Here is a 19,241-nt window from a genome sequence, read left to right as displayed (position 1 = left end):
TTATTATGAAACATCATCTTCAGTTCGATTTTCTGGCAGACAAGGAAAAGAACACCCTTACGATCAGACGTGAATTTATGGCAAACCGACAAATGGTTTGGGACTGTTACACAAAAAGTGAACTTCTTGACCGTTGGTTTGCTCCAAAACCGCTGACTACGAAAACAAAGTCAATGGAATTCCGGGAAGGCGGGCACTGGCATTATGCAATGGTAGAGCCTAATGGAACAGAATACTGGGGCTGGGTAAGCTACCACACGATAAACCCAATAGATTCTTATACATCAGGTGATGCTTTTTGTAATGAAAAAGGAGAAATCAACACCCATCTTCCTCAGGCAGAATGGACAGTAACTTTCACTGATAAAAATGAAAATACCCTTGTAGAAACAATTGTTCACTATCAGTCCTTAGCTGATCTGGAAACCATTATCGAAATGGGTATGGAACAGGGAATGATGGCCACACTGGAAAAACTCGACGAATTATTATTAACATTAAATCAATAAAAATGAGCCACAAAATCACAGTTTCTGCAGTCATCAATGCAGATGCACAAAAAGTATGGAATTATTACACCCAACCGGAGCATATCACCCAATGGAACTTTGCTGATCCTTCCTGGCAATGTCCTTCCGCTTCAAATGATATGAAAGTCGGAGGAAAATATGCAGCAAGAATGGAAGCAAAAGACGGAAGTTTCGGTTTCGACTTTGAAGCTGTTTATAATGAAATAAAAGAAGGCGAAAACTTTACCTATACCATGCCGGACGGAAGACAGGTACATGTTGACTTTAAAGAAAACAATGGCCAAACCCATGTAGATGTAGCTTTTGATCCTGAAAGCCAGAATCCTGAAGAAATGCAGAAAGGAGGCTGGCAGGCAATTCTTGATAATTTCAAAAAATATACGGAATCAAATTAAAAATTTTCAATTGAGAGTTGGTATAAAGCTGGATGTTTTACATTCAGCTTTTATTTTTAAGGATCGGAAACCTCTCATCTCTGATATTGTCGTAAATTTATATTTCAAAATGTGAAATATCTGAGATTAATATCAGAAAGAACTGCAATCCTTGTCAAGATTTAAAACCTAGAACCACAATTTTTTGAAGCTATGAAAGAAAATAAATACGATAATCCTTCATTTTTTGATCAATACGAAAAAATGCTTCGTTCCCAGATAGGATTAGAGGGAGCAGGAGAATGGCACACCTTAAAAAATATGCTGCCTGATTTTCAGGGAAAAAATGTTCTTGACCTTGGCTGTGGTTTCGGATGGCATTGCCGCTATGCGATAGAACACGGAGCAAAATCTGTAACCGGAATTGATCTTTCAGAAAGAATGCTGGCAAAAGCTGTGAAAATCAATAGTCTGCCTGGAATTCAATATGAAAGAATAGCTCTGGAAGAAGTGGATTATCCTGCTGAAAAATTTGATATCATACTCAGTTCTCTCACCTTACATTATGTAGAATCCTTCGATAGTATTGTTCAAAATATTTATAAATGGCTCACACCCGGCGGATCTTTTGTATTTTCAGTAGAACATCCTGTATTCACTGCAGAAGGTGGTCAGGATTGGGTATATGATAAAAATGGTGAAAAAAACTGCTGGCCGGTAGACCGTTATTTTATAGAAGGAAAAAAGAACACTACTTTTCTGGGAGAAAATGTCATCAAATATCACCGTACTTTAACTTCTTATTTAAATACATTATTAAAAGCAGGCTTTAAAATCAAAGAAGTTATTGAACCTCAACCAGGCGAAGAGATGTTGAAAGAAATTCCGGAGATGAAAGAGGAACTCCGCAGACCGATGATGTTGCTCATTTCAGCTGAAAAATAATTTTCAACCAGAAATTCCCGCATGCATTCCCCTTATTATCTGATGATGTAAGAAATACTAAAAAAACAATATCATTTTCTGTTTTTCATTCGGAAGAACATCGTCCGGAACTTTAAGAATATCGATCATTACAAAAAACATACAGAGAATAGTGATCAAAAATTGGAGAAAGCCGTTCACCATGGTGGTTCTGTTTTTACCCCAAAAGAATTGATAAAAAATAGGGATTTACTGTAGCAGAGTTCGAAGACTCAGAAGGTAACAGCATTGCACTGCATGAAACAGTACAATAGCATACCATTCATTGCATATTATTTTTTTTAATACAGTTGATGCATATTTTGTATATTTAAACAACCATTTGAAATCTAATTTGGTAAATAACTATGGCGGAAGAACTATATTTCATCAAGACCAATCCCACTATTGCCAAAATTAATTTGTACAATAAACTCAGCCGTGAAGAAGAACATATTCTGAAATTTCTTCAGCCTGAAGCGAAAAACAGCCTTGAAACCATTAAAGAAAAAGTAAAGAGTTCTGTTGAAGAGCTTACTCAGGAAGAACTTATGCTTATTTTTCAATGGTTTCACAAAGTATATTCTTCAGATCACGAAGAGACCAAAACACAGCTTTTCATCAATGGTATTGATCTTTTTTATGAAATTCCAACAACCGTTCATGCCGAGAATTTCCTTCAGATCCTTTCCGATTATGAAAAACTGCTGAAACAGGACATGAATTATATTGTGGATGCTAAAAATTTCAATCAATTTCTGATCTTCGGAATATTTCTGACAGAGATGATCAACAGAAAACAAAATTCTGATAATATCCTTTGTGAATATCTGAAACCGGATAACCAGTCTTTGTACCTTCTGGCAGAAGACCAATGTGGCTTGAAAGATTTTGATCCTGCCATTATCCCGGATCTTCAGCATTACTTTACCGATCTTTATGATCTGACCAGATTTTACAAGGGATCAATCATCAAGCTTGAACAGGAATAGAAAATTATACGGTTTATGTAACATCCTGCATTCAATAATTGTCTTTTATAGTATTGAACCAGGATAAAAACTATAACATAGCCGGCAGTTTCCTTTTACGATGCGGAACTGCTTGCTTTTTTATGAAACTTCTGACATGAGGTTAAAGAACAGCAAAAGCTTTATGAACAACTTTACATCAGATAATCAAATCATCATCAGGAAAGGAGCCAGTGATGATCTTCCGGAAATGTTGCAGCTTTTTACGGCAACCATAGATGAAGTATGTAAAAAAGACTATGATACTCAACAGCTTGAAACCTGGAAATCCGGGGCTGGGAATGAGGAGAGATGGATGAAAGTGATCCGTGATCAATATGTTTTGATTGCGGTCATAAAAAATAAGATCGCTGGTTTTTGTACACTTGCTCACGGAAATTATATTGATCTGCTTTTTGTACACAAAGATCATCAGCATCAAGGTATCGCAGCCATGCTTTATCGTCAGATTGAAAAACAAGTTTTGCTGAATTATGAAACGAAGGTTACTGCAGATGTAAGCAAAACGGCCAGACCATTTTTTGAAAAAGCAGGCTTTCAGGTTGTTCAGGAAAAAACGGTCTATGTAAAAGGAGTTCCTTTGACCAACTTTACAATGATAAAATACCTCATCGCTTAATTTTCAGGCTTATGGAATTACATTCTGAATATAACGAGTACAGAATTTCTGTTCCTCAGGAATTTGAAAACGTATTTACTCATTTTTATTTTGCTGAAAATACTTCAGAATCCTCCATTACCAAGACGCTTTTACCTACTTATCAGACAATTCTGTTATTTTGTTTTGGAGAAGATGCTACAATGTCTACGCGGGAAAAAACGATGATAAGTGTGGACACATGCATGGTATTCGGGCCGGTGAGGCAAGCTTTTGAATATACACTTCCCGCAGGGTGCTCTATTTTGGTTGCCAATTTTAAGGATGATGCATTCTTCAGGTTTTTTGGAAAAATATCTATTGAACAATCGGTAAAACATCCGGATGAATTACTGGAAGAAAATTGTTTTACAGACCTTTGGCATCAGCTTAAAAGCTTAGATTCAGTCACAAAACAGGTAGATTACATTCTTGAATTCTGTAAACCTTATCTCCAGGATCGGGACATTACGGGACAGCTTTTGAGCAGTTTTGAGAATGATCTGTTAAATCCCGTTAAAGTAATTGCAGAACAGACTCAGCAGACAGAAAGAAACATTCAGCGAAAGCAGAAAGAGCAGTTTGGCTATTCTTTAAAAGAACTTAACCGTTACAATCGATTTTTAAAAGCTATACAAATCATTGAAAAGGAAACAAAAAGGCAAAGCCCTGTCAGGTGGTTTACGATCATTGATGAATGTGGCTATTATGACCAGAGCCAGCTCATCCATGATTTCAGGCATTTTATCAACATTTCTCCGGCTCAATATTTAAAATTCCAGCAGGAAATCTGTAATCCCAGGTCCGGATAGACCGTTTCGTTTTCTTACAATTTTTGAGAAGGACGCCGCAGTACTTTTGTCTCATTAATCTTAACAATCAAAACAATGAGACATTTAATCATTTACGCGCATCCAAATGAAAACAGTTTAAATCATCATCTTTTAAACACAGTTGTTGAAACCCTTCAGTTTCGTAACGAGGAAGTTGTTGTGAGAGATCTTTATACCATAGACTTTGATCCTGTACTTTCTCTGGATGATATGCAGGGACAGCGTATGGGAAAAGTTTCGGATGATGTAAAAACCGAACAGGAATACATTTCGTGGGCAGAGCAGATTACTTTTATCTACCCAATCTGGTGGACCGGACTTCCTGCGATAATGAAAGGATACATAGACCGTGTTTTCAGCTATGGATTTGCCTACCGTTATGATCAGGGGATACAGAAAGGACTCCTGAAAGGTAAAAAGACGGTGATTATCAATACCCATGGAAAATCTCATGAAGAATATGAAAAAACAGGAATGGATAAAGCATTGACACTAACTTCTGACAATGGCATTTTTATCTATTCAGGGCTTGAAATCATCAGGCATTTATTTTTTGATAAAGCAGATAAAGCTTCTCCCGAAAATCTGGAAATCTGGAAAGGTCAGATTAAAAATTTATACTCTGAACATGTTCTTAACTATTAATTTTTTTCTTAAAAAAAACTTATTGAAAAATGAATGATTTACCCTTTATCAGAAGCTTTATGCAAGGCAACTAAGAAAATAATAAAATACAGTTTTTACATCTTTATCCTGTATTTTATTTTTAAGGGATTTATGGCATGAAATTAGCTTCAAAAATCGCAAGTAAAATTGTTTTGAACCATTATTTTAAGCCATTAAGATTGATGGATGGTTAAGTTTTTCTTTTAAAACAAATCTTGTTATAACCCTGCAATGCGTCTTAATGGTTTAAATATTGGATCCTCAGGAATTCCCTGTATATTTGCATCACAATGAAACATCTGAACAGTATATTACGTCTTCCATTCTTCAGTGAATATTACACTCCGGGCTATCGTTCGGGAAGACTTTCTATATCTGTAATCCAATAAAATAATCTAACGTATATATAGAGCCCGGACATTACCTGTCCGGGCTTTTTCATTTTAAAACTATTCAACATGATTCATCCATTACAAGAAAATGTAGCTATCATCCTGCCTGAAAACGGTCTGGAAGAAAAACTGGCTCTGGCCTCTAAAGAAAACAGAAAACTTTCCATCAAACTGGGTTTTGATCCCACGGCTCCGGATCTTCATCTGGGGCATGCTGTGGTCTTAAAAAAACTGAAACAGTTTCAGGATCTGGGACATCAGATCATTATTGTTGTGGGAAGTTTTACAGCAAGGATTGGCGATCCCACAGGAAAAAACAAAGCAAGAAAACCTTTAAGCGCTGAAGATGTACAGCATAATGCCCAGACTTATATCAATCAGCTTTCAAAGGTAATTGATGTACAGAAGACAAAGATTGTTTTCAATTCCGACTGGCTGGATGCCCTTACTTTTTCTGAGGTGATCCAGCTTCTTTCAAGAGTTACCGTTGCACAGCTGATGCACCGAAATGATTTTAATAAAAGGTTTACAGAAAATACACCTATTGCCATGCATGAACTGGTTTACCCGATTCTTCAGGGTTTTGATTCTGTAAAAATTGAGTGCGATATTGAGATGGGAGGCACAGACCAGCTGTTCAACTGTACGATGGGAAGACAGCTTCAGGAGCTGCATCAAATGCCTGCTCAGATTGTCATGTGTATGCCATTGCTGAGAGGTCTTGACGGAAAGGAAAAAATGAGTAAATCCCTGAACAATATTATCGGACTGACGGATGAGCCTAATGAAATGTTTGGAAAAACCATGTCTATTCCTGATGCTTTGATTGAAGAGTTTATCAACCTGACTACCGATTTTTCGATGGAAGAAAAAACAGCGATTTTTTCCCGGTTAAACGAAGGCGAAAACCCAATGAATATAAAAAAAATCATCGCTAAAAATATCATCAGCCAGTACCATGATTTGGCTTCAGCGGAAAATGCAGAACAGTTCTTTATCAACCAATTTCAGAATAAAAATTTTGAAGAGAAAGTGTATGAACCTGTTGTAATTGATTCCCTGAAAAGTATCGACAACAGGATTTCTATTGTTGAGCTTTGCCACCAGCTTAAAAATGATCTCAGCAAATCTGCCATCAGGAGATTGATTGAGAGTGGAGGAATTCAGATCAATACCATTAAAATAACAAACGCAAATGAAGAGATGGAGTTGATGCCTCAAATTAAAATTAAAATCGGGAGAAGGAGCTTTTTTGAGCTGGTGTAAGGCTGGAAGATGGAAGCTGGAAGTTTCTGGCAGACATGAAAACTTCTGAAGTTTGTTGAGTGGAATATTTTTAAAAAAACAGAAGTTACAATAAAAAATGCAGAAGTTCTCTACAGCACAATAGTAACTTCCAGCTTCCTTCTTCCAGCTTCCAACCTTTAACCTATGCAAGAAGAAATAGGACTGAAAATTGCATTCAAGTAAGAGCTTAATTTCTTATTTTTGAATATGAATCTTAACCTGCGCTATCAACAAGCTGATGATACTGATATTGATTTTCTTCTCGATCTCAGAATGAAAACCATGAATCCTCATTATGAAAATTCCGGGCTTTCTACCGACAGGGAGACAACTTTGCAAAGAATTCTGTATCAGTTTGAAAAAGCCAATATCATTTTTTTAAATGATCAGCCCATCGGGCTGTTAAAAGTAGACAGAACATTTACCAATATTGAGGTTCTGCAGCTTCAGATTGATCCCAGTCAACAGGGCAAAGGGCTTGGAAAAAAGATCTTGTCAGATATTTTAGAAGAAGCTTCTTTAGCAGGGAAAACGGTTTCATTAAGTGTTTTAAAAACGAATAAAGCACAGCATCTTTATAAAAGTCTTGGGTTCAGAATTGTGGGGGAAGACCAGTATTCTTATTTTATGGAAACGGAAAGACAGTAAATGTTTTTTAAAAATTTTAGCTAAAGCCGTTGAATGTTTCCCTTTGATTTAAACACAAATCTCACAAATAAATGAGCACAAATAGCCACGATCATCTGTGAGATTCTTCATTACATTTCATTCCATTCAGAATGACACTCCGCAAACAAGCCTTGATTACCCGTTAGTCTTTACTGGTTTGCCATGGTTACGTAAATCAATCTTCCGCCTTCTTCTGCAGATAACAATATTTTTTTACCATCAGTGAGTTCTACCATAGAGCCTGGTGGAATTTCTTTCTGTTCTGTGACATCCTTCATTCCTGATAAGCTTTGGTTGACCAATACCCATCTTCCCTGGTGGAACGTAAAATATCCTACCGGCATTTTATCCTGCATCGTCAGATTCTCGTTGCGGATCACTTTCCTGGAAACATGCCATTTGAAAAGATACTGATTATGATAAACCATGAGCCTGTGATTTTCCGGTTTCCATACCTCATCATCAAATTTAAAATATAAGTCTAAAACGGGTAATGTTCCCTGATGTGGTGTTCCGCAAAACGGGCATTTGGGATTGCTGGTATTATCAAAGACGTACCATTTTTCTGTACAATCCGGATTAAGACATGGTTGGATCAGATCTACGGTTTTCAACAAAGCTGTTTCCCATTCATTGGCAGTGGGACGTCTGATGGGATCATGTAATCCATCAACGAATGTCTTTCTGAACAATTCTGAAATATAAGGGCCTGTAACCGTATAAGGAATTTTCTGAGGGTCGCCCCAGAATGCATCCCATTTTCTGAGATGATCGGACTTCACATGGTTGGAATTATTTTGCGGATGTTCTACAAACATTGCTTTTTCTCCCATGGACAGAATTTCATCTTTTTCAGAATCCAGATCCCAGATTTTACCTCCACGCAGCGGATGCCTTCTCAGCAGATACATATAAATGAGAACCGCAAGAGCATGCAGGTCTGTTTTTTGATTGGGTAAATGCCTGTCCGGATCCTGAAGTTTCAGATGTTGGGTTTTTAAAACTTCAGGCGCAATAAAGTCGGCGGTTCCTATGACTTCCGGTGGAAAGAGTCTGGGAACCACAAGACCGTCAATATCGATAATACAGGCAGATTTTGTAACGGGATCTACCAGAATATTGTTATAAGACAAATCGGAGTGTGCCAGTCCCATCTGATGCAGCTTTTTCACTCCTCTGCTGATATTGACTGCAATCTGAAAATAGCTCAGCCAATCTCCCAATTCTGACCGATCCAGTCTCAACGGATACTGCTGATTCCGGAACATGGGAGCGGTAAACCACTTCCCCACTTTATCCTGTCCCTGGATATTATCCGAACCGATATAACCTTTGGCAAAATAAAATTTATGGTGATAAACAGGAACTACAATTCCCGTTAGTTTATTTCTTTCAACAATATCATAAGGCCATCTGAATATTTCGTTCAGAAAGTACTCTGAAGCATTTCCACTCTGTAAACTTTGCAGATAAGTGGAAACAATTCTCATGATTCTTTCTTTTTGTCCTTCATCCAGCGGATTCCGGTAAAAAGCAACTACATATTCTTTATCAGGCGAAAAATAAACATCCTTCACCCCGCCCCGGATAGGGTTTTCATCTACGTATTCATAGGATTTGGCTGTATCCAGAACAGAGACAACCTTAATGGTCTTTTTCATTCGTATTAATAGATTATTGCCAATGTACGGTCATCATGATTTCCTCTGCTCCAGAAATCGCTCCAGATTAAAAGTTCTTCATCAATCTTTTCATCGTTGATAAAATCTACTTTCGCCCTGTCATCATTATTCCCGGCAAGGTCTTCAAAAAGTGCTTTCCAGTTTTCTGTGTCTTCCAGTTTGTTTTCGGTGGTAAATTTAGGATCATAAATGCCATCTGTCATCAACACCAGATAAGAAAAATCTTCTACACAGGTGATCTGAAAACGGGAAGCTATTGTATCATTAAAAATTTCTTTCATGGTGATGAAACGTGTCCCTCCACCAAATTCTCCCACATCCATCCGGTTTAAAAGCTTAACTTCAGAAAAATCCGTGTTAATAAGATTGATCGGGCAATCTCCCACTCCAAAACTCAGCACAACATATCCGAAGCTGTACTTTTTAAGCAAAATAAAAATAAGGGTTGCATGCAGATCATTTACTGAAAAATCATTTTCCACTGCTGTTTTTTCCAGTGTTTGATAAACATGTAAAACACCTTCCGATAAGATATTGATGATATTCTGTTTAGATTCTGACTCATTTTCTACGAAAGATTGGCCGTTATACAGCATGCTGACGTTATTTTCAATCTGGTTTAAAGTCTCCTTTGAGTTAAAAAACCGGTTGATCGTTTCTGTTGCCAGTCTGGAACCTTCTCTTGCAGCTTTTGCTGAGCCCGCTCCATCTGAAACAGCAATAATATTCCAGCCATCGGAAAGCCTATTTACAGCAAAATCGTCTTCACGAAATTTGCCTTCATGCGCATGGGAACGTCCTCTTTTGGAAGCCACCACAATTTTTTTGTCTGAAAAAGAACCTTTCAATGAGTCTTCTTCCGGTTTATAAAAAGCTGCGTTTGTATCGCTTGGAATATTCTTCCATAAGTCTTTGGGATCTGCGTTAACGAAAAGTTGTATTTTCTTAGTCTCCATCTGATGCTGATCGTGAATATGATAAAACTGAATATCCAGATGATACATATTATTGGTAACCGGGATTCCTGAGATTGTATTGTTTTCAAAAGTAAGCCCTGTTTCTTCAATGTTTCCAATATTCTGAATCTTTATGTTCGGGAAATCTTCCATATCGAAAGTGAATTCATAGAACTGCTTTGCACTGGCATTTTTCAATATCCAATGAGCATCTTTGAACTCTTCTTTTTCTTTAAAAACAACAGCTTGTTCCATCGTCTTTGACTTGGATTCTGCGGCAGACTTCCTGAAAAATTTGCCCATCATTAGCCCAAAGTTCGGTTAATATCAAATCCTCCTCCGGAAAATCCGTAATAATCCGAAGTTCCGCACCACGGACATTTGCTGTACCCTTCTCCTCTCAGACAGTGTATACCTCCGCAAGAGCAGGTGGCCAATGCAATAGGATTGGCACAATGAGGACATGAAGTACCTCCATCCAGTTCTTCTATATTGATTTTAAGATACGTTTTCTGATTGGAAGAAAGTCTGTAGTAGGCTTTTTCATCAATTTTATATGCTCCGTCCAGTCTGTAATATCTTGTAGCCATTCCCGGTATGCTTGATTCTGCGAATGCTTTTTTAAACTTCATCAGATAAAGCTTTTCCGTTTCCTGGCATTTTCCGTTCAATACTACAAAATTATTATCCGGGAATCTCTGTTCCATTTCTGGATCTACTTTCTCCAGAATCATGGAATCTATTTTAGACAAATTAATTCCTTCTTTTTTGGCTTCTGTGACACTCTGGCTGGTTGTTTTAATAGAATCTGTTACCCATTTGAAAAACTCTTTGTAAGAATTCTCATCAGAATTATTGAACAGTAAAACATGGTCTGCCAGAGATCCGAGAAGTTTATAATTGGTATTTTCTCCAATAGAAACAGCAATAGTGTTAGATTTTCCGTTGTATTTGTGAGTCCATCTTTCAATGGCTTTGGTCGCATCATCAGTGGGCACTCCGTCTGTAAAAAGAAACACTATAGGTTTCCAGTCGCCTTTTCTTTCATACGTTGTTTTCACAATATCCCTGTCAATACAATCCATTAGTTTAATTAAACCCTGGGAAAGTGATGTACCACTTCCGACCGGAATTTTAGGCGGATAAAAACTGATAATATCCTGCATCGGCGTAATGATTTCAGCTTCTCCCGCAAAACCAATCACGGAAATGTAGACAGTTTCAAGTGAATAAGGATCTTTTTTTAATTCCCTGATGATATTGGCGATCCCTTCCTGTACCTGCTCAATAGGTTCTCCTACCATAGATTCGGAGACGTCTACTAAAAAATAAATAGGCAGTCTTCTCATGCTGTAAAGACAATTTTTTAAATAATAATAGTAAGCTCCGATGGTGGCGGAGGTAATGTGATGTTTTCTCCTGTATTCTGAGATTGTCCTCCCTGCGTAATGGAAGAACTCACCCATTTGAAAAAGGAAGAGAGGGTAATGGCATCCGTAGTATCAAGCTTTACCACATGATCTGTGAGTTCCTTCAGAAACTTTTCATCAGCTTTCGGGCCTGCTGCACATCCTACGATAGCACCAAATTCCAGTCCTCTGATCACCGGGATCATCTGCCTGTATTTCTGAATATCCGAAGGTTTTCCATCCGTAAATATAAAAAGCAGCGGCTGCCAGTCTCCCTTTGTATCGGCAGATTCTTTTACAATTTCCTTCTGCATCAATTCTGAAACCATTTCCAGGGCTGCTCCTGTATGCGTCGGACCACTATCCGGACAGGTAATTTCCATGGGATAAAAGCTCGCCAGGTCTGTTAAGGGTATCATATTTTTAACCTCTCTATCGAAGGTAATAACACTCAAATGCAGGCTGTCCATTGCCTGCGGATCTGCACGGAGCATACTGATAAGGCCGTTGAAACCATTATTCAGCGCCTGAATAGGCTCTCCGTTCATGGAACCTGAAGTATCTAATAAAAAATAAGCTAATAATCTCCTGCTCATTATAGACAAGTATTAATTCGAAGCCGTCGGCGGAAGTCTTCGACTTCCGCCGACGGCTTTTATTATGATTTGATAAAAATTTGAGAATCTAGTTGGAATACGCGTATTGCTGTCTCAGAATATCGATAAAATTATCTGTATTGTGTGGTTCTCCCACAGCACGGAATTTCCAATCTCCGTTGTGTCGGTATGCTTCTGCAAAAACCATGGCACACATTCCGTTCATACTTGAATCACCGGAAAGGCTGTATTTTGTAATTTCTTTTCCTGTAGCATCTACAGCACGGATAAATGCATTTTCAATCATTCCGAAGTGCTGATTATTGGTTCTTCCTTGATAAATAGTAACCAGGAATACAATTTTCTGATAACTCTGATCCAGCTGATCCAATCTTACAATGATCTGTTCATCATCTCCATCTCCTGCTCCGGTTCTGTTGTCTCCGGTAAGCCATACATTTCCGCTTGGATGCTGCATGGAGTTGAAGAAAACCACATCTCCCTGGTAAAGCCCCATCTGTCTTCCGTCATTGGTCTGTACCGTTCTTCCCAAATTGGCTACTTTTCCGTTGCCATCTAAAAGAAATGCTACTGCATCAAGGTCGTATTCTGCTTCTTTACTGAATAGTTTTCCAAAAAATCCACCTCCCTGCTTTCTTACGTCCCATCCTAAGCCGATGGTTACTTTTGAAAGATCATACACGCTTTCGCCGCGGTCATTCTTTCTTAAATCTATCGTTTGTCCTTTCTGTAAATTAATTGCCATAGTTATAGTTTTTGTGTATCTGATATTTTATTTGATGATTTGCCCTTTGTAGTATTTTTCAAGAAAGAAGCCAAGATCTGCTCTGTATCCTATTCCTGAAGCTTCAAACTTCCAGCTTCCGTTTCTTTTGTACAGTCTTCCGAATTCTACACCGGTTTCAATAGAAAAATCCTCATCCAGTTCGTATTTTGCAATCTCCTGGTTTGAATGGTTATCTACTACTCTGATATAGGAATTTCTTACCTGTCCGAAATTCTGTCTTCTTCTTTCAAAGTCTTCTATGGTTACCACAAAAAGGATCTCTTCTACTCTTGAATCTACTTTATCCAGGTCTATAATGATCGCTTCATCATCGTCACCATCACTGTTTTTACCACTCGGATCATCTCCTGTATGGATAAGGGCTCCATCCGGAGAATTTAAGTTATTGTAAAAAACGAAGTATTCTTCGCTTACTAATTTTCTGTCAGAATCAATCATGATTGCAGAAGCATCCAGGTCAAAATCGTAGCCGGTTCCTTCATTCGGATCCCAGCCTAATCCAATCGTCATTTTCGTCAATCCTATCTCGATCTTTTGTCCTTTCTGTAGATTAATTGCCATAGTGTTTTATATTATGATTATTTTTTGCATTAAGATAGAAGTGATTTATGAACTGACCAAATTTATTCATTAAAAAAATATTTTATACAACTCAATTAAAAGAATTTAAGCCACAAAATAAAAAGGTCCAATTAAAAAATTGAACCTTGTATTATATAAAATGTATTGAATTAATTTTCAAATTCTTTATCTGAAACAGCAGCATTTCTTGCTTTTGCCAGCATGGGAATGGAAATTAATCCCATCACCAGCATAATCACAATCTGCAGCGGTAAAGAAATAAAGGAGTACGTAAGTCCCATTTCACCGCCAAAATCTGCACTTTTCCCAACTGAAATAAACAGCGCCATAAAACCATACTTCATGGCAAGGTTATACGCTCCGATTCCTCCACTGGCAGGGATAATCATTCCTAATGTTCCTACTACAATAATAAAGAAACCGTCTGCAAAGGTAAATGCTGAAGTTTCAGGAAGAGCAAAACATACCAGATATGCAGCAAAGTAATAGCAAATCCAGATTCCTAATGTATAAAGAATGAATTTCCCTTTTTCTTTTAATTTAAAGATGGAAGTTATCCCCTGAAAAATCCCGTCAATAAAGCTAACCACTTTTCCTAAAAAAGGAATTCCTGAAAGTTTCTTTTTAAAAACAAAAAATACAATTGTTCCAATTACCAGAATGGAAAGGATCAATATTATTTTATTAGGATTAATATTTACTCCTGAGTTTTTATAGAATGACAGAATGGCTTCGTATTTAAACAATAACGTCAGTCCTAAGAAACCAAGCATACAGATCAAATCTACTACCCTTTCCAGAATAATAGTTCCGAAAGATTTATCTACAGGTACTTTTTCCACCCCATATAAAGCGGTTGCCCTTGCTACTTCGCCACTTCTGGGAATTGTAAGGTTCATCAGATAACCAAATGAGATGGACCAAAGCGCATTGGAATTGGAAATTCTGTGTCCCATCGGCTCCAGCATCAGATTCCAGCGTATCGCTCTGAACCAGTACGCCAGAAGACCAAATACGGAAGCAAACAATACCCAGATATAATTAGCTTTTGCCAATGACTTTTGAATGACTTTAAAATCCAGACCTCTTAAGGCAAGCCATAAAAAAAAGCCTGCAAAAGCAAGCGATATTACTATTGTAAGTATTGATTTTACCGGACTTTTTGATATTTTCTCCATGTACTACGTAAGAAGATTTGTTTTTTCATCCGGGAAAACGATTTTTGGCTGGAAGTCTTTTGCTTCTTCCGGAGTCATCTGAGCATAGGCAATGATGATAATGATATCATCTTTCTGTACTTTTCTTGCTGCAGGACCATTCAGACATACTTCCCCTGATTTTCTTTTCCCTTTGATCACGTAGGTATCAAAACGTTCTCCGTTGTTCACATTCACGATATAGACTCTTTCTCCCACTACCAGACCGGCAGCTTCTATAAGATCTTCATCGATCGTTATACTCCCTATATAATTAAGGTCAGAGGCAGTTACTCTCACCCTATGAATCTTAGACTTGAAAACTTCTATTAACATGTTGCAAATTTATTAATAAAAATTAATAAAACAGGCGTTTATTATCATTTTAAAACTCCCACAAACACAGGTATTTAATTTAACAAAACACAAGAAATATAAAAATTACTTATAAATTTAATAATCATATGGTCAAAAAAATTAATTCTTCATACACAATTTAGGATTTAATAAATACGGAAAATAATATTAACTTTTTGCTAAAGTCAATACACATAAGCATTTGGCATGATTTTAGTAACCTGTAACGTAGATTTTCTGTGAAAAGTGGAATTATCATATTTTAACTGATTTCAGTGAAATGCAAAAAAATTGCACAAGTTTTAATAAAAAAATTGCACAATTAGAAAATAGTACTATATTTGCTATAATTACGAACTAACTTTAATATTAAAAATTATGAACAAGTCTGAATTAATCGACGCAATCGCAAAAGATGCAGGTATCACTAAAGTTGCAGCAAAAGCTGCTCTAGAGTCTTTCATTGGTAACGTTACAACTACATTAAAGAAAAAAGACGGAAAAGTTTCTTTAGTAGGTTTTGGTACTTTCTCAGTAGCTGAGAGAGCGGCTAGACAAGGTATTAACCCTGCAACTAAAAAACCGATCAAAATTGCTGCTAAAAAAGTTGCTAAATTCAAAGCTGGAGCTGATTTATCAAATGCAGTTTCAGGTGCTAAGAAAAAATAATCATTCAGATTACAAAAATTCAGGGCTGTTTCTTAGAAACAGCCTTTTTTTATGTCAAATTGTGACCGGAAATTCAACTATTAAGAAGCTTTAAGTGGTTTAGAATTATTAAGTTTTGGCTAAAGCCGATCATCATATCTAATAAAAATAAGCGGGCTAAAGCCCGCTTATTTTGATATTACAAATTTTATATTTTCAAGCGCCTTATCTCCTATTGAAAACCGCCACTTCTAACTTCTAACTTCCCATTACGGAGCCAGTCTCGAGATTTTCCAGTCAAGATCTTCAAGCTCATAAATAATCCTGTCATGAAGACGATTGGGTCTTCCCTGCCAGAATTCAATTTCATAAGGTCTTGCAAGATATCCGCCCCAGTGGGCTGGTCTTGGGACTTCCGTATTTTCATACTCCTTTTCCAGCTCTTTTAATTTATCTTCCAGAAATTCTCTATTGGGAATCTCCTGGCTTTGCGGAGAGACCACAGCGCCGAGCTGGCTTCCTTTCGGCCTGGAATGGAAATAACCGTCGCTAAGGTTTTCTGCCACCTTTTCAAGATCAGCTTTGATGATAATCTGCCTTTCAAGATTAGGCCAGAAAAAATGCAGGCAGGCTTTATGGTTGTTTTCTATTGCTTTTCCTTTTTTGCTGTGATAATTGGTATAAAAAATAAATCCTTCATGGGTATATGCTTTAAGCAGTACCATTCTTGTTCTTGGGCACCCATCTTCTTCTACTGTAGAAACCGCCATAGCATTAGCTTCTGAGATCATCGGACTCTCATTGGCTTCCAAAAACCAGTCTCTGAACTGTTCAATTGGATTTTGTTTTATCTCACTTTCAATAAGTTGGGATTTCTCGTACACTTTTCTTCTGTCGTGCAGGTTTTCCATAAATATTTTTTATTAAATTTGAGTATGAATCACTCATACAAAGGTAAAATATTAATCTCGACACCCGACATTTCCGGCGATATTTTTTCAAGATCGGTAGTATTGGTTATTGAACATAATGAAAGTGGTGCATTTGGTTTGATATTGAATAAAAAGAACAGCCAGATGAGTAGCAAATTCAAAGATTTTTTTGACTTTAAAATTGAGGTATATGATGGAGGACCTGTAGAAAACGACAAGGTATTTTTCATTGTAAAAGGCAAAAGAGTTACAGAGATCTATACAGATATTACTGATGAATACTATCTTACAGAAGATATCGAACGTATTATTAATGCGGTTTTAAGCAGTGAACTGGATATCAACCATATCAAAATCTTTTCAGGATATTCCGGATGGTCTTCTCATCAGCTGGATACTGAAGTTCAAAGAAAAATGTGGACGGTAGTGGATGTTTATAATCTTGATTATACGCTTCCCAATGATCAGACACTCTGGAAATCTATTATGCAGAATCTTGGAGGAGAATTTCTTCTCTGGGCCAACTCCCCTGAGGATATTTCATTAAATTAACAATATCCCTTTCATATGATTAAAAATAATTAACAAACTTTAAGATTCTGTTAACCAATTTTAAAGAAAGTTTTTCCGTTATTTGAAAAACTAAAATCACTGATATGAAAGGTATTACACTACTTGCTTTATCAATATTTTCTACAGCGTTTTTATCATTTACTCCTATCAGCAAAAAATACATTGTCATTGATGCCGGACATGGCGGAAATGATTTTGGGGCTGCTTATGGTGAAATTCTGGAAAAAAATATTGCATTAAGCATTGCTAAGGAAATCCAGAAAATCAATGAAAGCCAGGATAAGTATGAGGTTATTTTAACAAGGGATGCAGACAGTTCTCCTACCCTTGCTGAAAGAACAGATCAGATCAATAAGCTGAACCCTGAAATGGTCATTTCTCTTCACGTTAACAGTTCTCCTCAAAGAGAAAGATCTGATAACGGATTTGAAGTTTATGTTCAGAATTCTGACATATCAAAGGAATTAGCCGGAAAAATCTATAAGAAATTCAATGCCCGTAAAATTGAAGAACGCCAAAATCTTCATATGCTAAGAGAAACCAAAGCACCTGCTGTATTGGTAGAACTTGGTTTTATCAATAATTCTGATAACAGGAATTATATTACCAGTGAGAAAGGGCAGAAAGAAATCGCACAAAAATTTGTTGAGATTATCAACGAATATTAAATAAAGAAACAATTTCTGATTTTACTCAGAATAAAACCCGGTAAAGGACTTCTGGAACTTTGTTGTTTACCGGGTTTGTCAATTTTTATGAATTAAAACTTTTCTTCCAGCTTTCTACCCATCCGGAGAAACGGGAAGTTTCAAAAGTCTTGTTTCTTATCTTACCTACAGAAAACATACCTTTCTCATCAGAAATCATTAAAATTTCTTCAGCCTTCTGAGATTCAAATGCGATAATCTCGTGTTCCTGTATATCAGCAAGATTATTTTTATGTAAAAAAGTAACAAAGTTTTCCATCAAAGGAGAAATGTAAGCTCCTTCCGTCTGCTTTGGTACTTTGATAACATCACCTTCTAAAAAGAGAAGATTTCCGGCAGTGGTACGTGCTATTCTTTTGTTTGGATTCAGAAGGATCACATCGTCAAGATCATTTTCCTGCGCATAGATCACTCCGTAAATGTTTTCCGGACAGTGAACCCGGATATTGCTCAAAAGGTTGTTGTTAACATTAATTTCCTTAATCAAATCCAATTCCAGAGGTCTTTGATGAACAGCAAGCACATCAGCCATTTCCGTCACCTCGTAAAAATAGGAAACAGAAGATTTGGCCAATGTCATTCCATCATTATTTCTGAACACCTGGAAATTGATAATTCCATTGCTTATGCCTTTGCCTTCAATAATTTCTTTTTGAAAAAGGGTCTGGAAAAACTCCAGCGTGTAAGTCAAAGGAATATTCAGTCTCATCTTTCTCATGGAAGCCATTAGAAAAAAATAGCATTCTTCGTCCATGATCAATCCACCATTTCTTAGAAAGAAAGAAACTTTTACTGAGTCTCCCCAAAGAAAAGCTCTGTTCTTTACATGTAACTCGTCTGATGTAAAATATTGATTTTCCAAATTTTGATGTAATTTATTTACAAAAAAATAATGAACGATAAATCGTTCATCAGTTTTATCATTTCATATAGCCCGGTATTATGCCGCACCTAGTTTTATTCTAAGGTTTTCGATAAGATTTTCCCAATACATTGCATTTTCCTCTTCATCACCTTCTTCACAGAAGTCTGTAATATTTAGAGCCAGATCTTCTGTAATATCATCAATTGTGATAGTCATTTCAAAGAAATTTTTTGTTCCTTCATCTTCTTCCCATCTGAAACGCACGAAACCTTCAGGCTTATATCTGATCAAAGTGGCCTTCTCAACAGGACCTCCACCCCAGCTAAAAAAGAAATCATCGCCTTTCTCTGTTACCTCATCCGCAAACCATTCAGACAATCCCTCTGCAGTCGCCAGATATTCATACAAAATCTCTGATAAACAGTGCATTGGAAATTCGTAATGGACTTTATGTTTCGCCATATAATCTTTGTTTTATCGTCCCGCAATATATAAATTAATTTTTTTATTACGCAAAAAAACAATTACTTTTTTATAGAATCTGCATG

At 36.9% G+C, this 19,241-nt stretch carries 23 protein-coding genes; 12 read left to right on the top strand and 11 right to left on the bottom strand.

Annotated elements, in window-relative coordinates:
• The first annotated feature begins 5 nt into the window (after window positions 1-5).
• The 9 genes from AB1278_RS05540 to AB1278_RS05500 all read left to right on the top strand — a co-directional run bounded on the left by AB1278_RS05540 (window position 6) and on the right by AB1278_RS05500 (window position 7,361).
• Window positions 6-509: an SRPBCC family protein gene (locus AB1278_RS05540; RefSeq protein WP_429812936.1), complete on the top strand. Its 504-nt coding sequence runs from the start codon at window positions 6-8 to the stop codon at window positions 507-509.
• Between the two features lie 2 nt (window positions 510-511).
• Window positions 512-925 carry an SRPBCC family protein gene (locus AB1278_RS05535; protein WP_429812933.1) on the top strand — a complete coding sequence of 138 codons (414 nt, stop codon included), beginning with the start codon at window positions 512-514 and terminating at the stop codon, window positions 923-925.
• Between the two features lie 192 nt (window positions 926-1,117).
• Window positions 1,118-1,849 carry a class I SAM-dependent methyltransferase gene (locus AB1278_RS05530; protein ID WP_429812930.1) on the top strand — a complete coding sequence of 244 codons (732 nt, stop codon included), beginning with the start codon at window positions 1,118-1,120 and terminating at the stop codon, window positions 1,847-1,849.
• Window positions 1,850-2,235: 386 nt separating this feature from the next.
• A complete protein-coding gene (locus AB1278_RS05525; RefSeq protein WP_429812927.1) occupies window positions 2,236-2,859 on the top strand; it encodes a hypothetical protein in 624 nt (207 codons plus the stop codon).
• Window positions 2,860-2,995: 136 nt separating this feature from the next.
• Entirely contained in the window at window positions 2,996-3,517 is a 522-nt protein-coding gene (locus AB1278_RS05520) for a GNAT family N-acetyltransferase (RefSeq protein WP_429812924.1), read from the top strand.
• Window positions 3,518-3,528: 11 nt separating this feature from the next.
• The gene (locus AB1278_RS05515) at window positions 3,529-4,347 is read left to right on the top strand and encodes a helix-turn-helix domain-containing protein (protein ID WP_429812921.1); all 819 of its coding nucleotides are present in this window, start codon (window positions 3,529-3,531) and stop codon (window positions 4,345-4,347) included.
• Between the two features lie 75 nt (window positions 4,348-4,422).
• Complete coding sequence (locus AB1278_RS05510) at window positions 4,423-5,013, top strand: NAD(P)H-dependent oxidoreductase (protein WP_343639619.1); 591 nt, start codon at window positions 4,423-4,425, stop codon at window positions 5,011-5,013.
• A 479-nt stretch (window positions 5,014-5,492) separates the two neighbouring features.
• Entirely contained in the window at window positions 5,493-6,692 is a 1,200-nt protein-coding gene (gene tyrS, locus AB1278_RS05505) for a tyrosine--tRNA ligase (RefSeq protein WP_429812917.1), read from the top strand.
• 228 nt (window positions 6,693-6,920) lie between these two features.
• Entirely contained in the window at window positions 6,921-7,361 is a 441-nt protein-coding gene (locus AB1278_RS05500; protein WP_429812914.1) for a GNAT family N-acetyltransferase, read from the top strand.
• Between the two features lie 170 nt (window positions 7,362-7,531).
• Here the strand turns inward: AB1278_RS05500 and AB1278_RS05495 are convergent, their stop codons facing one another.
• The 8 genes from AB1278_RS05495 to panD form a co-directional block, all read right to left on the bottom strand.
• The gene (locus AB1278_RS05495; RefSeq protein WP_429812912.1) at window positions 7,532-9,043 is read right to left on the bottom strand and encodes a helix-hairpin-helix domain-containing protein; all 1,512 of its coding nucleotides are present in this window, start codon (window positions 9,041-9,043) and stop codon (window positions 7,532-7,534) included.
• Between the two features lie 5 nt (window positions 9,044-9,048).
• Complete coding sequence (locus tag AB1278_RS05490) at window positions 9,049-10,326, bottom strand: PP2C family serine/threonine-protein phosphatase (protein ID WP_202841115.1); 1,278 nt, start codon at window positions 10,324-10,326, stop codon at window positions 9,049-9,051.
• Window positions 10,326-11,369 (bottom strand): TerY-C metal binding domain-containing protein, encoded by a 1,044-nt coding sequence (locus tag AB1278_RS05485; RefSeq protein ID WP_429812909.1) that lies wholly within the window; start codon window positions 11,367-11,369, stop codon window positions 10,326-10,328. The genes AB1278_RS05490 and AB1278_RS05485 overlap by 1 nt, the downstream gene beginning before the upstream one ends.
• A gap of 17 nt (window positions 11,370-11,386) precedes the next feature.
• Window positions 11,387-12,025 carry a vWA domain-containing protein gene (locus AB1278_RS05480; RefSeq protein ID WP_429812906.1) on the bottom strand — a complete coding sequence of 213 codons (639 nt, stop codon included), beginning with the start codon at window positions 12,023-12,025 and terminating at the stop codon, window positions 11,387-11,389.
• Window positions 12,026-12,113: 88 nt separating this feature from the next.
• Entirely contained in the window at window positions 12,114-12,791 is a 678-nt protein-coding gene (locus AB1278_RS05475; RefSeq protein WP_429812903.1) for a TerD family protein, read from the bottom strand.
• 27 nt (window positions 12,792-12,818) lie between these two features.
• Complete coding sequence (locus AB1278_RS05470; RefSeq protein ID WP_047420681.1) at window positions 12,819-13,394, bottom strand: TerD family protein; 576 nt, start codon at window positions 13,392-13,394, stop codon at window positions 12,819-12,821.
• A gap of 170 nt (window positions 13,395-13,564) precedes the next feature.
• Window positions 13,565-14,593, bottom strand: coding sequence for a lysylphosphatidylglycerol synthase transmembrane domain-containing protein (locus tag AB1278_RS05465; RefSeq protein ID WP_429812899.1), 1,029 nt, complete (start codon window positions 14,591-14,593; stop codon window positions 13,565-13,567).
• A gap of 3 nt (window positions 14,594-14,596) precedes the next feature.
• Window positions 14,597-14,947, bottom strand: a complete 351-nt coding sequence (gene panD, locus AB1278_RS05460) for an aspartate 1-decarboxylase (protein WP_002976902.1) — start codon at window positions 14,945-14,947, stop codon at window positions 14,597-14,599.
• A gap of 399 nt (window positions 14,948-15,346) precedes the next feature.
• Between panD and AB1278_RS05455 the strand changes: the two genes are divergently transcribed.
• A complete protein-coding gene (locus AB1278_RS05455) occupies window positions 15,347-15,637 on the top strand; it encodes an HU family DNA-binding protein (RefSeq protein WP_002976900.1) in 291 nt (96 codons plus the stop codon).
• Window positions 15,638-15,885: 248 nt separating this feature from the next.
• Here the strand turns inward: AB1278_RS05455 and pdxH are convergent, their stop codons facing one another.
• Entirely contained in the window at window positions 15,886-16,527 is a 642-nt protein-coding gene (pdxH, locus tag AB1278_RS05450; protein ID WP_202841126.1) for a pyridoxamine 5'-phosphate oxidase, read from the bottom strand.
• Between the two features lie 24 nt (window positions 16,528-16,551).
• Here pdxH and AB1278_RS05445 point away from each other — a divergent pair, with 24 nt between their 5' ends.
• Together AB1278_RS05445 and AB1278_RS05440 are read left to right on the top strand one after the other, a co-directional pair.
• The gene (locus AB1278_RS05445) at window positions 16,552-17,100 is read left to right on the top strand and encodes a YqgE/AlgH family protein (protein ID WP_110007966.1); all 549 of its coding nucleotides are present in this window, start codon (window positions 16,552-16,554) and stop codon (window positions 17,098-17,100) included.
• A gap of 104 nt (window positions 17,101-17,204) precedes the next feature.
• Window positions 17,205-17,789: an N-acetylmuramoyl-L-alanine amidase family protein gene (locus AB1278_RS05440; protein ID WP_429812893.1), complete on the top strand. Its 585-nt coding sequence runs from the start codon at window positions 17,205-17,207 to the stop codon at window positions 17,787-17,789.
• Window positions 17,790-17,874: 85 nt separating this feature from the next.
• Here AB1278_RS05440 and AB1278_RS05435 read toward each other — a convergent pair whose 3' ends face one another.
• Entirely contained in the window at window positions 17,875-18,690 is an 816-nt protein-coding gene (locus tag AB1278_RS05435; RefSeq protein ID WP_343644105.1) for an aminotransferase class IV, read from the bottom strand.
• Between the two features lie 78 nt (window positions 18,691-18,768).
• Window positions 18,769-19,155 carry an START-like domain-containing protein gene (locus AB1278_RS05430; protein ID WP_429812890.1) on the bottom strand — a complete coding sequence of 129 codons (387 nt, stop codon included), beginning with the start codon at window positions 19,153-19,155 and terminating at the stop codon, window positions 18,769-18,771.
• Between the last annotated feature and the right edge of the window lie 86 nt (window positions 19,156-19,241).

The sequence above is a fragment of the Chryseobacterium sp. NRRL B-14798 genome (genome assembly GCF_050470705.1).
GTDB lineage: Bacteria > Bacteroidota > Bacteroidia > Flavobacteriales > Weeksellaceae > Chryseobacterium > Chryseobacterium cupriresistens.
Note: the sequence above shows the minus strand (reverse complement) of the source record. Positions and strands in the feature narration are given on the sequence as shown.

Bases quoted from the DNA above. Each gene is read 5' to 3' on its own strand.
- AB1278_RS05470 (WP_047420681.1), bottom strand. From the start codon at position 13,394: ATGGCAATTAATCTACAGAAAGGACAAAAGATCGAGATAGGATTGACG.
- AB1278_RS05455 (WP_002976900.1), top strand. From the start codon at position 15,347: ATGAACAAGTCTGAATTAATCGACGCAATCGCAAAAGATGCAGGTATC.
- AB1278_RS05520 (WP_429812924.1), top strand. From the start codon at position 2,996: ATGAGGTTAAAGAACAGCAAAAGCTTTATGAACAACTTTACATCAGAT.
- AB1278_RS05530 (WP_429812930.1), top strand. From the start codon at position 1,118: ATGAAAGAAAATAAATACGATAATCCTTCATTTTTTGATCAATACGAA.
- AB1278_RS05515 (WP_429812921.1), top strand. From the start codon at position 3,529: ATGGAATTACATTCTGAATATAACGAGTACAGAATTTCTGTTCCTCAG.
- AB1278_RS05540 (WP_429812936.1), top strand. From the start codon at position 6: ATGAAACATCATCTTCAGTTCGATTTTCTGGCAGACAAGGAAAAGAAC.
- AB1278_RS05465 (WP_429812899.1), bottom strand. From the start codon at position 14,593: ATGGAGAAAATATCAAAAAGTCCGGTAAAATCAATACTTACAATAGTA.
- AB1278_RS05445 (WP_110007966.1), top strand. From the start codon at position 16,552: ATGAATCACTCATACAAAGGTAAAATATTAATCTCGACACCCGACATT.
- pdxH (WP_202841126.1), bottom strand. From the start codon at position 16,527: ATGGAAAACCTGCACGACAGAAGAAAAGTGTACGAGAAATCCCAACTT.
- AB1278_RS05485 (WP_429812909.1), bottom strand. From the start codon at position 11,369: ATGAGAAGACTGCCTATTTATTTTTTAGTAGACGTCTCCGAATCTATG.
- AB1278_RS05475 (WP_429812903.1), bottom strand. From the start codon at position 12,791: ATGGCAATTAATTTACAGAAAGGACAAACGATAGATTTAAGAAAGAAT.
- AB1278_RS05480 (WP_429812906.1), bottom strand. From the start codon at position 12,025: ATGAGCAGGAGATTATTAGCTTATTTTTTATTAGATACTTCAGGTTCC.
- AB1278_RS05525 (WP_429812927.1), top strand. From the start codon at position 2,236: ATGGCGGAAGAACTATATTTCATCAAGACCAATCCCACTATTGCCAAA.
- AB1278_RS05430 (WP_429812890.1), bottom strand. From the start codon at position 19,155: ATGGCGAAACATAAAGTCCATTACGAATTTCCAATGCACTGTTTATCA.
- tyrS (WP_429812917.1), top strand. From the start codon at position 5,493: ATGATTCATCCATTACAAGAAAATGTAGCTATCATCCTGCCTGAAAAC.
- AB1278_RS05500 (WP_429812914.1), top strand. From the start codon at position 6,921: ATGAATCTTAACCTGCGCTATCAACAAGCTGATGATACTGATATTGAT.
- AB1278_RS05495 (WP_429812912.1), bottom strand. From the start codon at position 9,043: ATGAAAAAGACCATTAAGGTTGTCTCTGTTCTGGATACAGCCAAATCC.
- AB1278_RS05510 (WP_343639619.1), top strand. From the start codon at position 4,423: ATGAGACATTTAATCATTTACGCGCATCCAAATGAAAACAGTTTAAAT.
- AB1278_RS05440 (WP_429812893.1), top strand. From the start codon at position 17,205: ATGAAAGGTATTACACTACTTGCTTTATCAATATTTTCTACAGCGTTT.
- AB1278_RS05535 (WP_429812933.1), top strand. From the start codon at position 512: ATGAGCCACAAAATCACAGTTTCTGCAGTCATCAATGCAGATGCACAA.
- AB1278_RS05490 (WP_202841115.1), bottom strand. From the start codon at position 10,326: ATGATGGGCAAATTTTTCAGGAAGTCTGCCGCAGAATCCAAGTCAAAG.
- panD (WP_002976902.1), bottom strand. From the start codon at position 14,947: ATGTTAATAGAAGTTTTCAAGTCTAAGATTCATAGGGTGAGAGTAACT.